Origin of the sequence: Pseudomonas sp. Irchel s3f19, assembly GCF_900187555.1 — a bacterium.
Taxonomy (GTDB): Bacteria; Pseudomonadota; Gammaproteobacteria; order Pseudomonadales; family Pseudomonadaceae; genus Aquipseudomonas; species Aquipseudomonas capeferrum.
In genome coordinates this window covers 295,043-307,502 of sequence record NZ_FYDW01000006.1, presented here as the reverse complement: position 1 = coordinate 307,502, position 12,460 = coordinate 295,043, and the positions used below count along the sequence as shown (strand labels likewise).

General features: G+C 63.0%; 14 protein-coding genes and 1 pseudogene. 8 read left to right on the top strand and 7 right to left on the bottom strand.

Annotated elements, in window-relative coordinates:
- Nucleotides 1-9: 9 nt before the first annotated feature.
- Complete coding sequence (paaZ, locus tag CKW22_RS17115; protein WP_033697911.1) at nt 10-2,064, top strand: phenylacetic acid degradation bifunctional protein PaaZ; 2,055 nt, start codon at nt 10-12, stop codon at nt 2,062-2,064.
- 192 nt (nt 2,065-2,256) lie between these two features.
- On the top strand, nt 2,257-2,427 hold the full coding sequence (locus tag CKW22_RS27485; RefSeq protein WP_160015192.1) for a hypothetical protein: 171 nt from the start codon (nt 2,257-2,259) through the stop codon (nt 2,425-2,427).
- A 46-nt stretch (nt 2,428-2,473) separates the two neighbouring features.
- Here CKW22_RS27485 and CKW22_RS17105 read toward each other — a convergent pair whose 3' ends face one another.
- The 3 genes and pseudogenes from CKW22_RS17105 to CKW22_RS17095 form a co-directional block, all read right to left on the bottom strand.
- Entirely contained in the window at nt 2,474-2,743 is a 270-nt protein-coding gene (locus tag CKW22_RS17105) for a DUF6555 family protein (RefSeq protein ID WP_077068408.1), read from the bottom strand.
- 168 nt (nt 2,744-2,911) lie between these two features.
- Nucleotides 2,912-3,067: pseudogene (locus CKW22_RS17100) on the bottom strand (general stress protein); the annotation flags it as partial.
- Nucleotides 3,068-3,261: 194 nt separating this feature from the next.
- On the bottom strand, nt 3,262-3,813 hold the full coding sequence (locus CKW22_RS17095) for an ATP-dependent Clp protease proteolytic subunit (protein ID WP_033697915.1): 552 nt from the start codon (nt 3,811-3,813) through the stop codon (nt 3,262-3,264).
- 189 nt (nt 3,814-4,002) lie between these two features.
- Here CKW22_RS17095 and CKW22_RS17090 point away from each other — a divergent pair, with 189 nt between their 5' ends.
- The 5 genes from CKW22_RS17090 to CKW22_RS17070 are packed head-to-tail and all read left to right on the top strand — an operon-like array spanning nt 4,003 to nt 8,308.
- Nucleotides 4,003-4,920, top strand: a complete 918-nt coding sequence (locus tag CKW22_RS17090; protein ID WP_095064471.1) for a DUF72 domain-containing protein — start codon at nt 4,003-4,005, stop codon at nt 4,918-4,920.
- Nucleotides 4,917-5,702 (top strand): endonuclease/exonuclease/phosphatase family protein, encoded by a 786-nt coding sequence (locus CKW22_RS17085; RefSeq protein WP_033697917.1) that lies wholly within the window; start codon nt 4,917-4,919, stop codon nt 5,700-5,702. The genes CKW22_RS17090 and CKW22_RS17085 overlap by 4 nt, the downstream gene beginning before the upstream one ends.
- Nucleotides 5,699-6,901, top strand: coding sequence for a cardiolipin synthase ClsB (clsB, locus tag CKW22_RS17080; RefSeq protein ID WP_033697918.1), 1,203 nt, complete (start codon nt 5,699-5,701; stop codon nt 6,899-6,901). Before CKW22_RS17085 ends, clsB begins: the two co-directional genes overlap by 4 nt.
- Nucleotides 6,901-7,848 carry a lysylphosphatidylglycerol synthase domain-containing protein gene (locus tag CKW22_RS17075; RefSeq protein WP_095064470.1) on the top strand — a complete coding sequence of 316 codons (948 nt, stop codon included), beginning with the start codon at nt 6,901-6,903 and terminating at the stop codon, nt 7,846-7,848. Before clsB ends, CKW22_RS17075 begins: the two co-directional genes overlap by 1 nt.
- A gap of 34 nt (nt 7,849-7,882) precedes the next feature.
- Nucleotides 7,883-8,308 carry a hypothetical protein gene (locus tag CKW22_RS17070; protein ID WP_095064469.1) on the top strand — a complete coding sequence of 142 codons (426 nt, stop codon included), beginning with the start codon at nt 7,883-7,885 and terminating at the stop codon, nt 8,306-8,308.
- Between the two features lie 51 nt (nt 8,309-8,359).
- On the opposite strand, the gene CKW22_RS17065 is transcribed toward CKW22_RS17070, so the two are convergent.
- The 3 genes from CKW22_RS17065 to CKW22_RS17055 form a co-directional block, all read right to left on the bottom strand.
- Nucleotides 8,360-8,551 carry a metallothionein gene (locus CKW22_RS17065; RefSeq protein ID WP_077068409.1) on the bottom strand — a complete coding sequence of 64 codons (192 nt, stop codon included), beginning with the start codon at nt 8,549-8,551 and terminating at the stop codon, nt 8,360-8,362.
- Nucleotides 8,544-9,011 carry a phosphotransferase system, HPr-related protein gene (locus CKW22_RS17060; protein WP_095064468.1) on the bottom strand — a complete coding sequence of 156 codons (468 nt, stop codon included), beginning with the start codon at nt 9,009-9,011 and terminating at the stop codon, nt 8,544-8,546. Before CKW22_RS17060 ends, CKW22_RS17065 begins: the two co-directional genes overlap by 8 nt.
- 91 nt (nt 9,012-9,102) lie before the next feature.
- Nucleotides 9,103-9,804, bottom strand: a complete 702-nt coding sequence (locus tag CKW22_RS17055) for a FadR/GntR family transcriptional regulator (RefSeq protein WP_033697922.1) — start codon at nt 9,802-9,804, stop codon at nt 9,103-9,105.
- A gap of 95 nt (nt 9,805-9,899) precedes the next feature.
- Between CKW22_RS17055 and CKW22_RS17050 the strand changes: the two genes are divergently transcribed.
- Nucleotides 9,900-10,643, top strand: a complete 744-nt coding sequence (locus tag CKW22_RS17050; protein ID WP_047583192.1) for a FadR/GntR family transcriptional regulator — start codon at nt 9,900-9,902, stop codon at nt 10,641-10,643.
- Here CKW22_RS17050 and CKW22_RS17045 read toward each other — a convergent pair.
- Complete coding sequence (locus CKW22_RS17045; protein WP_256577305.1) at nt 10,631-12,427, bottom strand: glycosyl hydrolase family 28 protein; 1,797 nt, start codon at nt 12,425-12,427, stop codon at nt 10,631-10,633. The two genes, CKW22_RS17050 and CKW22_RS17045, sit on opposite strands and share 13 nt — an antisense overlap.
- Nucleotides 12,428-12,460 lie beyond the last annotated feature (33 nt).

The following is a 12,460-nucleotide window of genomic DNA, read 5'->3' as shown; positions in this document are numbered from 1 at the left end:
GAGAACAGCATGTCTGACGCCCCAACCCTGCAGAGCTTCATCGCTGGCCGCTGGATCGGCCAGCACGGCGCCCAGGCCCTGCGCAGTGCCTTGAACGGCCATGTCCTGGCCTACAGCCATGAAGAACGCCCAGACTTCGCCGAAGCCGTGGACTTTGCCCGCGCCCGTGGCCTGGCCGCACTGATGGCCATGGACTTCCAGCAGCGCGCAGCCCGCCTCAAGGCCCTGGCGCTGTACCTGGCCGAGCACAAAGAGCAGCTCTACGCCCTGTCACACCACAGTGGCGCCACCCGCGCCGACAGCTGGATCGACATCGAAGGCGGCAATGCCACGCTGTTCGCCTACGCCGGCATCGGCAGCCGCGAACTGCCCTCGGGCAACCTGGTGCACGAAGGCCCGGCGATACCATTGGGCAAGCAAGGCCATTTCGCCGGCAGCCATATCCTGGTGCCGCGTGCTGGCGTCGCCGTGCATATCAATGCGTTCAACTTCCCCATCTGGGGCATGCTGGAGAAGTTCGCGCCCACCTTCCTGGCCGGCATGCCGTGCATTGTCAAACCCGCCACATCCACCAGTTACCTGACCGAAGCCGTGGTGCGCCTGATGCACGCGTCGGGCCTGCTGCCGGCTGGCAGCCTGCAACTGGTGATCGGCAGCACCGGCGACCTGCTCGACCGCCTGCAGGGCCAGGACGTGGTGACCTTCACCGGTTCCGCCGATACCGCAGCCAAATTGCGTGTCACGCCGAACCTGATCCGCAACTCGGTGCCCTTCACCGCCGAGGCGGACTCGCTGAACTGCGCGATCCTCGGCCCGGACGTAACCCCGGACAGCGAAGAGTTCGACCTGTACATCAAGGAGGTGGTGCGTGAAATGACCACCAAGGCCGGGCAGAAATGCACCGCCATCCGCCGCGCCATCGTACCGGCCAAGCACATCGATGCCGTCGCCACCCGCCTGCGCGAGCGCTTGAGCAAGGTGGTGGTCGGCGACCCTTCGCTGGAGGGCGTGCGCATGGGTGCCTTGGCATCCCATGATCAGCAACGTGACGTTGGCGAGCGGGTCCGCAGCCTGCTGCAGAGCTGCGACCAGTTGTTTGGCGCCAGCGACGGGTTCGCGCCGCGTGGCGAGGGCGTTGCCGAAGGGGCGTTCTTTGCGCCGACCCTGCTTCAGGCGCGCGACCCGCATGCCGAAGGCGGTGCCCACGATATCGAAGCGTTCGGCCCGGTCAGCACGCTGATGGCCTACGACGACCTTGACGAAGCCTTGGCCTTGGCTGCCCGCGGCAAGGGCAGCCTGGTGGCGACCCTGGTCACCGCCGACCGAGCCGTTGCCGCCAAGGCCATCCCACTCGCCGCCGCCTGGCATGGTCGCCTGCTGGTGCTGGACCGCGAAGCCGCGCTGGAGTCAACCGGCCATGGCTCGCCGCTGCCCCAGCTCAAGCACGGCGGCCCTGGGCGCGCCGGTGGTGGCGAAGAGCTCGGTGGCCTGCGTGCGGTCAAGCACTACCTGCAGCGCGCCGCAGTGCAAGGCTCGCCGAGCATGCTCAGCGCCGTGACGGGCGAGTATGTGCGCGGTGCCGAGGTAATCGAAAGCGAAGTGCATCCGTTCCGCCGCTACTTCCAGGACCTGCGTATCGGTGAGTCGCTGCTCACCCACCGGCGTACCGTGACCGAAGCGGACCTGGTCAACTTCGGCTGCTTGTCGGGTGACCACTTCTACATGCACTTCGATGAGATCGCCGCCAAGGAGTCGCAGTTTGGCAAGCGTATCGCCCATGGTTACTTCGTGCTGTCGGCGGCGGCGGGCCTGTTCGTTTCCCCCGGCGCTGGGCCGGTGCTGGCCAACTATGGCCTGGACACCTTGCGTTTCATCAACCCGGTGGGGATCGGCGACACGATTCAGGCGCGCCTGACCTGCAAACGCAAGATCGACCAAGGCAAGACCAGCCCGCTGGGACAGCCGCAAGGTGTGGTGGCGTGGGACGTCGAGGTGACCAACCAATTGGGCGAGCTGGTGGCGAGTTACGACATTCTCACCTTGGTGCTGAAGAAGCCTGATTGAACGCGGGCCTAGGGTAGCCGCGCTTTACCGTTGGTCAGGGCGCGCAGCTATCGGACTGACCTCCCTCGGCGCTGGTCGCTCTGAGTTCATGAGGGGTGGTCAATGGCTTCGCCTCTCACTCCTGTATTGGGCCCGCCTGATCGCGGGCCCTTTTTTATCGAAGCAGGCTTCAACCAAGCGGAGGGTTGCGAGATGAAAGACAGACTGCACATGGGGGGTGGCAGCGTCGAAGATGACTGGCCAGAGCTGGAACCTGGCAGGCGCCAGGACCAGGTGGACGACCCGGATGCCGATCCGAACCTGACCGATGATGACGAAAACCGCCCCGGGGTGCCTGCCAGCGACCCTGAATCGGGCGCCTGATTGCCGAATCGATGGGCTGCAGTGCAGCCCATCGCCGCACCACCGATCAGCCCACTACTGCAGGGTCACCCACTGGCTGATTGGGTTTACTCCCGGAAATACGCCAGCTCACCGCCGTAATCCCGTAGCGTTCTGCCATCGGCCTGCTCACTTTCTTGATTTTCTCCCGCCCGAACTTGGGAATGATGCCGATGCCCGCATCACAACTTGCCCAATGCCAGGCTTCGGCGTTGTCCAACCGTTCAAGACGAATGATAAAACTGCGCGGCTGACCATGCAGTTGATAATCGATGATGTAAAGCTGTGGACCAGGCATCGCAGGGGCCTCCTCTTCTCCATGGATGACTCACTGATTGATCGGGGCAGTGCGAGAAAATTCAAAATTTTTGCCGACCTTCGGTACCAGTGGCCCCGGATGGCGTTGAGGCGGGTTTAACGTGGCGCCGAACCCGCTCACAACACGTTCAATCGGCTAGGCCCTGGGTCACGAGTGTCGCCCGCCACCATGGCTGTTCTGCCCACCCTTGCGTCCGGCTTGCGACGCCCGTTCACGGTCGTTGGCGAAGTTGCCGCCGGACACTTTCCCGCCCTTGTGCCCCGCGCGGGACGCCTTTTCCCGGTCATTGGCGAAATTGCCCGGGTTGTTCTCCTTGGTGCCGCCGCGCTGGCTGGTCCGCTCTTGTTCAAGCGCCATGTCGTTTCTCCTTGCGATGGAAGGGTTGTCTGCGCAATGCCTTAGTTCCGAGCCAGTGATCAGCGCCAATGCTCAATCGTTTTGCACGGGGCTGACGGGTGGCATGAAACGGCCGCAGGCCAAATGTTTGCGCCGCAGCCTCAGGCATGCACACTCCACTGGGTGCTTTGCGATTCGATCGGCATCTCGTCAATGGCGTGAATCAACCCGTTCTCCAGCGCCTCCTCGGGCCCCAGTATCCGCGGATACGCCATCAGGTAACGGGGCACATCCAGCACTTCGGCACTGCCCTGGGTCCGTTCGGCGACGATCTGCGCGTAAAGGCGCAGGTCGTAGTCCAGGCTCATGGCGTATTCAGCCATCCTGGCATGGTCGACCGAGCCATGCAGCGTCCAGTGAAAGGGGTGAAACAGGAACTTGCTGAACGCACAGGCGGTGCGGTGCTCGCCTGCCAGAAACAGGATATTGCCCATCGACTCCACCGTGCCCAGGTTGTGGGTGTGCAGCGGAATCGGCAACGCGCGCAGGAAGTTGTACAAGGTGAACCCATAACTGCACTCACCGCCCATGGTGGCGATGTTCAGTTGCAGCAATTCGGCGCCTTGTTGCATGGCCCGCGAGCAGGTGCTGATCAGGTTGCCGCAGGTGGATGAGTTGATCGGGCCGGTGAAATGGATGATATGTCTGGCCATGCTTGCCTCCAGGGTGGCGGGTCATCCATTGAATGGGCAGGCCCTCATTGGTATGCGGTGGAGACGCCATCGGCGGCAAAGTTCAACTCTGCTCGCGCTCCCGTTGGTCAACCGTGCTGAACCTCACAGGCCCGTGCCAGTCGCAATTTCAGAGTGACCTCTCAAAGAGCTGGCAATGAGGAAGGCAGCGTGAGCGAGATCCGCATCGGAATTTCAGGGTGGCGCTACGGCCCTTGGCGCAGGGATTTCTACCCCAAGGGGTTGCGCCAGGACAGCGAACTGGCGTTTGCCTCGCGGGCAGTCAACAGCATCGAGATCAATGGCTCGTTCTACAGCCTGCAAACCCCCGAACGGTATCTGGGCTGGCGTGAGGAGACGCCGGACGGTTTCGTGTTCTCGGTCAAGGGGCCGCGCTATATCACCCATGTACGCAGGCTCAAGGATATCGAAGAGCCGGTGGCCAATTTCTTTGCCTCCGGGCCGTTGTTGCTGGGTGACAAACTGGGCCCCATCCTGTGGCAGTTTCCGCCCAACATGACGTTCGACGAAGCACGCTTCGCCCGGTTTTTCGAACTGCTCCCGCGCACCCGGGACGCCGCGCGCGAATGTGCCAAAGGGTGTGCCGAGCGCCTCAAGGGCAATGGCAGTACCGACATCGATGGCAACGCACGTCTGCGCCACGCCGTGGAAATCCGCAACGAGAGCTTTCTGTGTGAAGCCTTCGTCAAGCTGCTGCGCAAACACCGTATTGCGCTGGTAGTGGCTGACAGTGCAGGCAAATGGCCATATGTCGAAGATATCACCGCCGACTTTGTCTATTTGCGCCTGCACGGCGACGTGGAACTGTACAGCAGCGGCTACACCGCGCACGCCTTGCGCCGCTGGAAGCAACGCATCGTGCGTTGGAGCCAGGGCGGCCAGGTGGAAGACGCGCAGTTGATTGTGCCCGGCGCGCCACCCCAGCGTGCCTCCCGCGACATTTATTGCTACTTCGACAACGACCAGAAGGTGCATGCGCCCTACGACGCGCGACGCCTGCTGGAAAAGCTGAAACTCGATTACGACCTGGTCACCGAGCCTGGCGTCGCACCGGAGGTCGAGCTTTGAACCGAACCCTGCCAGCCCCCCGCTGCATCATCGACAACGTCACCACGGTGCATCGGCTGAACGTGCTGACCATCAACGTGCACAAGGGCTTCACTGTATTCAACCGGCGTTTCATCCTGCCGGAGCTGCGTGAGGCCGTACGCGCCACCGGTGCCGACCTGGTGTTTCTTCAGGAGGTGCACGGCAGCCATCAGCAACATGCCATACGCCATGCGGCGTGGCCGGAAATCCCGCAGTACGAGTTTTTGGCCGACAGCATGTGGCCGCAGTTCGCCTATGGGCGCAACGCCGTGTACCCCCATGGCGACCACGGCAACGCCCTGCTGTCGAAATTCCCGATCCGCCAGTTCACCAACCTCGATGTCTCCATTCAGGGCAATGAACAGCGGGGCCTGCTGCACTGTTGCCTGGACGTGCCAGGCCATCAGCAGGTACACGCGGTGTGCGTGCACCTGGGCCTGCGCGAGGCCCACCGCCAGCGCCAGGTGCGCTTGTTGCTGGAGCTGCTCGACAGCTTGCCGCCCAAGGCGCCGGTGATCATTGCCGGCGACTTCAATGACTGGCGCCTGAAGGCCGATGCGGTGTTGTCCGAACACCTGGTCGAAGCCTTTGGCGAGCATTTCGGGACCCCGGCGCGCAGCTTTCCGGCGCGGTTGCCGCTGCTGCGGCTCGACCGTATCTACCTGCGCAATGCCATGCCGGGCAAGGCGCAGGTGTTGGCGAAGTACCCGTGGTCGCACCTTTCTGACCATGTCCCCCTTGCTGCGGAGATAAGCCTATGAACCGACCTTGGCTAGAGGGCAACAGCGTGCAGTTGCTGATCAACGGCGAACAGTACTACCCTCGCGTATTCGAGGCGATGGCCCAGGCGCGGGAAGAAATTCTGCTGGAGACGTTCATCATTTTCGATGACAAGGTCGGCCAGCAGTTGCAGCAGGTGCTGATAGCGGCCGCTGGCCGTGGTGTGCGCGTCGAGGTGGCGGTCGATGGCTACGGCACTGCCGACCTGCCCGACGCCTTCATCTCGGCGATGACCGACGCCGGCGTCAACTTTCATGCCTTCGACCCCCAGCCCAGGCTCGCGGGCATGCGCACCAACCTGTTTCGCCGTCTGCACCGCAAGATCGTGGTGATCGATGGGCAGCGCGCGTTCATCGGCGGCATCAACTACAGTGCCGACCACCTGGGCGACTACGGGCCCATGGCCAAGCAGGACTACGCAGTCGAGGTCACCGGCCCCGTGGTGGCCCAGGTGCACGCCACCAGTCGGCGCCTGATGTCGCCGGTGCTGCAGCCCCCCAGCGAGGTGCGCCCGGTCACCGAGCCTACCGGGGCTATCACGGCCGTGCTGGTCGAGCGCGACAATGGCCAGCGCAGCACCGCCATCGAAGCGCAGTACCTGCAAGCCTTTCGTGCGGCCCGGCAGCGTATCGTGGTGGCCAATGCCTATTTCTTTCCGGGCTACCGGTTGCTGCGCGAACTGCGTAATGCAGCGCGGCGCGGGGTGGCCGTGACCTTGATTCTGCAGGGCCAGCCCGACATGCGCTGGGTGCGGGCCTTGTCGCGGCTGCTGTACAACTACCTATTGCGCGACGGGGTGCGTATTCACGAGTACTGCAGCCGACCGTTGCACGGCAAGGTCGCCTTGGTCGACGACCAGTGGGCCACTGTGGGTTCAAGCAACCTGGACCCGTTGAGCCTGTCGTTCAACCTGGAGGCCAACCTGTTCATCCGCGATCGCGGGTTCAACCAGCAGTTGCACCAGCATCTGCAGGCGCTGGCCAGCGAACAATGCAAATCGGTCACCCTGGAACGGATGATCCGCGGCTACTGGTGGCGGGCACCGCTGATCTTCCTGTGCTTCCACGCCATACGCCACTTCCCGCGGATAGCCGGCTGGTTCCCGGCGCACCGTCAGCGCTTGCGCTCGGTGCAACCGGAAGTCGAAGCACACGGCGATTTTCACGAGGGGCAGACCTGATGGCGCGCACACGGTGGCAAACCTGGGCCAAGCGCCTGTTCACCTTGCTGTTCCTGTTGCTGATACCCGCCTTGCTGTACATGCTGGCGCGCAACCTTGACTGGAACGAGGTGCGTCAGTCACTGCTGGCCTACAAACCCGGGACCCTGGCCATCGGCTTGGTCATCGCCTTGTGCAGCTACCTGACGTTTGCCAGTTACGACCTGCTCGCACGTGCCTACACAGGGCATACGCTGCCCGCCAGGCAGGTGTTGCCGGTGGCGTTCGTGTGCTACGCCTTCAACCTCAACTTCACCACATGGGTGGGCGGCGTCGCCTTGCGTTATCGGCTGTATGGCCGGCTTGGCCTGGACACCGCGACGATCACCCGCATCCTGACCTTAGGCCTGTTGACCAACTGGATGGGCTACATGCTGCTGGCCGGTACGGTATTCGCCCTGCGCTTGGTGAAACTGCCCGAAAGCTGGGCGGTGGGCGCTACAGGCTTGCAACTGATCGGGTTTGGCTTGCTGGCCATCGCCCTTGCCTACCTGCTGGCCTGCGGCTTTGCAAAAAAACGTACCTGGAAATGGCGCGAACATGAAGTCACCCTGCCGGCCTTGCGCCTGGCGCTGTGCCAGGTAGCCCTTGGCGCCAGCAACTGGGCGTTGATGGCGCTGCTGATCTTCTGGCTGCTCCCTGAAAAGGCCTTTTACCCATCGATTCTCGGGATCCTGCTCATCAGTTGCGTGGCAGGTGTGGTCGCGCACATCCCGGCAGGCCTTGGCGTGCTTGAAACGGTGTTCCTGGCCTTGCTGCACGGCCAGATCCCTCAAGGCACGCTGGTAGCCGCGCTATTGGGGTATCGAACGCTGTACTACCTGATCCCCCTGGTGCTGGCAGTCGTTACGTATCTGATTCTGGAAAAGCGCGCCAAGGCCATGCGCCAGCGCGATAACCCAGCCTAGCGCGGTTCAAGGGCCTTGGCCCGGGAGGTAGCGTATGCGAGTCGCTCTGTTGATGATGATGCTCACAAGCTTTGCCAGCACCCATGTGCTGGCAGAGGCCTGCAATGTGCTCACCCGTTCCTCCAGCGAAGCCGTCAAGCCGGTTGAGCAGCACACCTGCTACAGCTACAGCAACCTGCCTGCCGAAGCGATCAACTGGTCGTGCAGCAACGAGAGCAAGGACATGCTCAGTACGCAGAAGCAGAAAGTCGCGCGGTGCGCGGATGGCAGCGTAGGCAGTTGCATCGCGCCCTTGACCCAGGAAGCCTTGGCCAACCCCAAAGCCGGGGGTGGGCAACCTTCGACACGGCCGGCGTTGTCCAAGGATGCGCGGGTGATTACCTACTATTACGACACACCCAGCCTTGGCCAGGCGCAGGCAGATTGCGAGCGCAGCGACGGGATCTGGCAAACGCATTGACCCGTAATGGCGCCTTTTGGGGCTGCTCGCAACCCCAAAAGGCGGTCCAATTCACACCGCGCTGTCGTCGTCCTCGACTGGCCGCGACGCCTCAGCGCAATCACAACCGCTCATGCGGCACGGCTCGCCATTGCGATGCCCCGACGCACAGGCTTCACAGCAATACGCCTTGCCCTCTTGTTGCAAGGCATTGACATCCACCGTGCAAGAACAGTGGGCACAGGCACAGCGTTGCTCATTCATGGGGTTTGTCCTCCTCGTCTACTACGTCATCGGTCCAGGGTTCACCGTCCAGCGGCGCCGAACGCGCCAGCTCAGCCTCGTCCAGGCCGAACCCGCCGCCAATTTCGCCCGCACCGACCCGCCGCAAGGACTGGTCAGCCGGGCCCTCGCCGTCACCGGCTTCATACGGGTCACGGGCACCGGTCTCGTCCAGCAAGGTGTCCGGGCTCATGTCGTCATAGGTGACATTGTCTTCATGGAGGCTGTCGCTCAGCGCCTCGCCGCCCGTCATGCCGGCTTCGGCGACACGTTTGGGCGCAAATTCCTGGTCGACTTCACGGGCAGGTCGCTCGTCACCCACCCGCCCTTCGCGTTCGTCGTTATGGTCATCGAAGTCCAGCTCGTGGACACTGCCCATGCGGTCTTCGGTGTCGTCGATTTCCGCTGGCGTGTAAGGCTTGGGTTGATCGGGGCGAGACATGTGCGTTCTCCGTCAGTTGGCTACAACCGGTCGACTGCGCCACCCCCGGGAAGATTCAGAGTTTTTCACGCCGGCGTCTGAACGGCATTCTTTACCCCGGCGCCTGAACGGCGCTGCGCGCGCGATGCAGGGCATTGGTCAGATGCAGCCGCATGGCGGCCCGAGCGGCATCGGCGTCGTGATGCTCGAGCGCAACGTACAGCTGCTCGCGCTCACGCACGTGCTGGGCGCGTTGCTCGTCGCTGAGCGTGCGTTGTGCGCCGCTCATCAGGGTATCGGCCAGGTGCTGCATGGCATCGATGAAAAAGCTGTTGCCGGTGCACAGGGCAATCTGCAGGTGAAACTCGAAGACGATACGGGTGCTGTCCTTGTGCAGCGGCCCCACGGCATTGGCATCGTCCAGCGCCGCGCGAATGGCCAGCAACTGGCCGGGTGTAGCGCGTTGCGCAGCCAGGGCAGCGCACTCCACTTCGAGGCTCAGGCGCAGTTCGAGCAGTGCCACCGCATCCAGGGCGCTGCCCTTTTCATGTGGATGAGCTTGAAGGTCGCCCGGCCGGATGGTGTCCATCACGAACGTACCGATGCCACGCCGGGTTTCTACCAGGCCCTCGGCCTGCAGCCGCGACATCGCCTCGCGAACCACGGTACGGCTGACCTTGCGCGCTTCGGTGAAGGCTTGCTCGGTCGGCAGCTTGGTACCGGCCGGCAGTTCGCCGGCCAATATGCTGCGCGACAACTCCAGCACCAGTTGCTGGGCCAGGCTGACGCGTCGATCAGGGTTAACACGCTCCATGGGAGGATCCATTCAAACCAGACGATGGAGGATTGTAACCGCAGTTTTGCCGCAAAACGCACTATAATGCCCGCTGATCAGCCAAGAGCACGACGATGTCGGACTTCAACGCCACCGCCCAAATCAAACCGCGCCGCCTCGCCGAATCGCTGGTCGAGCGCTTTGCCCAACGCATGCGCGAGGGCACTCTCAAGCGCGGCGACAAACTCCCCACCGAAACCCAGATCATGGCCGCCGAAAGCGTCAGCCGGTCGGTGGTGCGTGACGCCTTGTCGCGGATGCAGGCGGCCGGCCTGGTCGAGACCCAGCACGGCGTCGGTACCTTCGTCCTCGATATGCCAGCACCGGAAGGCTTCAACGTCGGGCCGGCGACCATCATGCTGTTGTCCGACGTGCTCGACCTGCTGGAGTTTCGCCTGAGCCTGGAAGTGCAAGCCGCCGGCATGGCAGCCGAACGGGCCACGCCCCAGGCCATCGACGAACTGGAGCAGGCGCTGAAGGCGCTGCTGCAAGGTCCGGAAAAGTCCGGTAGCACCACCAATGCCGACTTCCAGTTCCACCTGAAAATCGCCAAGGCCGCTGGCAACCCCTACCTGATCGACATCATGAAGCACCTGGGTACCAAGCTGATCCCCCGCACCCGGATGAACTCGGCCTACACCGGGCAAAGCAATCGCAGCACCTACCTGGCAGGCATCAACGCCGAACATCAGCAGATCTTCGACGCCATCGTCAGCAGGCAGGTCGATGCCGCCCGTGCGGCGATGTTCCTGCACTTGAGCAACAGCCGCATGCGCCTGCGTGAGGCGCAGAAGCTTCAGGCGGTCTACAGCGAGTGAGCGGGCTCAGGGGCTGGCCGTACATCCTTGAACACCAGCCCTTCGCTGCTACCGACCTGCCAGGGGTTGCCGGTGCCGGCTTCGCTGAAGTGAACCGCCTCGAACCGTGAGCCTTGCAGGCCGTCGATCTTCACCTTGGCGGGCCCGCTGAAGCGCACGCGCTCGAAGGCCAGGCCTTGGTGATAAGCCCCATGCAGGCTGTCGCCCTTGACCTCGATTGCCGCCAGTTGGGCGTTCTCGACGGTGACATCGCTGACCCGCACATCGCGGAACTGCCCCGCTATCGTCGACTTCTGGTAGTCCAGCTTGGCATTGGGGTCGTTGTAATCAAGGGTAAAGATAAACGCCTGCTTGACCGTGTTGCGCATCGCCGAATCGCGGAATACCACGTTACGCGCCCCACCCCCCATGAAGTTGGTGCTCTTCATGCGCAAGCCGGTATCGGTGCCGTCGGAGACGTTGTCCTCGGCCAGGATGTTCTGGATCCACGCCCCGGTGTGGCTGCCGGCGACGACCATGCCGTGGCCCTTGCGGAAGTAGTTGTTGAAGATCCAGGCATCTTCCTGGGGCTTTTGCCTGACCGCATCGGCGCCCGTGCCGGCAGCGAAGTTGACGCAGTCATCACCGGTATCGAAGAAGTTGTTGAACACCATGGCGCCACGGCTGTTGGCGAACTCGATGCCATCGCCGTTGTTGGCGTCGTAGGTCTTGTGCGTGGTGTTGGCCATCACCACGTTTTCGGTCTCCAGGTTCATGATGCCGTGGTAGGCCGGGTTAAGCACGGTGAAGCCACCGTAGAAGACGTTGGTGACATTGCGCAAAGTGACCAGCGAAGAGCGCATCTGGCCATAGGCGTCCTTGACGTTCATGCCCTCGGCTACTGCACGTTCGACCTGGGCTTTGGCCAGCAGGCCGTCCTGCAGGTAACGGGTATTGTCGCTGGGCAGGTAGAACGGCAGCGCCTGGCCACGCTCGTCGAGCACGTCGGCATGGCGCTTCCAGCCGTTGCCGTCGATCACGCCCTTGCCGACAATGCGGATGTTCTCGAATGCCTGGTGCTTGCGTGGGTCACGCGGCAAGGCGTTGATCAGCGAGGCCGGGCGCACGGTGGTGGAGTACGGGTACTGGATGTAGCCTTGGCGTGGATAGTCCTCGGCGCGCTCGGAGCCCAGCAGCGTCGCGCCCTCGGCGATTTCCAGGGTCATGTTGCTTTTGAGGTACAGCGAGCCGCTCTTGTAGGTGCCGGCGGGTAGCAGCACTTTGCAGCCTGCTGTGCAGGCATCGATGGCACGCTGGATCGCGACAGTGTCGAGGGCGCGGCCGTCTCCCTTGGCGCCGTACTGTTTGACATCGAACAACGCCGGCACGGCGGTGGTGCGTTGGGTGATGACGGGGCTATCAGCCGACTCTTTGCCGTCGCGGCCCACCGAACGCACGGTGAAGCGGTATTCGGTGTCGGGCGCCAGGCCCTGCGCGGTGTAACTGTGGATGGCGATGCGGTGATGGAAATTGCGCGTGTCCTGCTGGTAGAAGCGGTCGATGTAGGGTTTGGCGGGCGATACCTGGCCGTTGTTGGCGTTGCTGCCCCCGAGCAGCTTGCCGTTGGCGTAGACGTGGTAGTCGGTGATGTCGGCGTGGTCGGCCGGTTTTTCCCAGACCAGGATGATCTGCTGGTCGTCATAGGCCAGCGTCGGCACCTGCAGCTTGGTGGGGGGCTCCATCGCCCACAGCGGCAGGCTGCAGCTGATGGCCAACGTGGTCAGAAGTGGTCTTGCGTACGGCATTTTTATCTTCCTTGTAGTTGCCATTGCGGTGAG

What these genes read in the sequence shown, in the direction of transcription:
- paaZ (WP_033697911.1), top strand. Translation starts at nt 10, where the DNA reads ATGTCTGACGCCCCAACCCTGCAGAGCTTCATCGCTGGCCGCTGGATC.
- CKW22_RS27485 (WP_160015192.1), top strand. Translation starts at nt 2,257, where the DNA reads ATGAAAGACAGACTGCACATGGGGGGTGGCAGCGTCGAAGATGACTGG.
- CKW22_RS17105 (WP_077068408.1), bottom strand. Translation starts at nt 2,743, where the DNA reads ATGCCTGGTCCACAGCTTTACATCATCGATTATCAACTGCATGGTCAG.
- CKW22_RS17095 (WP_033697915.1), bottom strand. Translation starts at nt 3,813, where the DNA reads ATGGCCAGACATATCATCCATTTCACCGGCCCGATCAACTCATCCACC.
- clsB (WP_033697918.1), top strand. Translation starts at nt 5,699, where the DNA reads ATGAACCGACCTTGGCTAGAGGGCAACAGCGTGCAGTTGCTGATCAAC.
- CKW22_RS17075 (WP_095064470.1), top strand. Translation starts at nt 6,901, where the DNA reads ATGGCGCGCACACGGTGGCAAACCTGGGCCAAGCGCCTGTTCACCTTG.
- CKW22_RS17070 (WP_095064469.1), top strand. Translation starts at nt 7,883, where the DNA reads ATGCGAGTCGCTCTGTTGATGATGATGCTCACAAGCTTTGCCAGCACC.
- CKW22_RS17065 (WP_077068409.1), bottom strand. Translation starts at nt 8,551, where the DNA reads ATGAATGAGCAACGCTGTGCCTGTGCCCACTGTTCTTGCACGGTGGAT.
- CKW22_RS17060 (WP_095064468.1), bottom strand. Translation starts at nt 9,011, where the DNA reads ATGTCTCGCCCCGATCAACCCAAGCCTTACACGCCAGCGGAAATCGAC.
- CKW22_RS17055 (WP_033697922.1), bottom strand. Translation starts at nt 9,804, where the DNA reads ATGGAGCGTGTTAACCCTGATCGACGCGTCAGCCTGGCCCAGCAACTG.
- CKW22_RS17050 (WP_047583192.1), top strand. Translation starts at nt 9,900, where the DNA reads ATGTCGGACTTCAACGCCACCGCCCAAATCAAACCGCGCCGCCTCGCC.
- CKW22_RS17045 (WP_256577305.1), bottom strand. Translation starts at nt 12,427, where the DNA reads ATGCCGTACGCAAGACCACTTCTGACCACGTTGGCCATCAGCTGCAGC.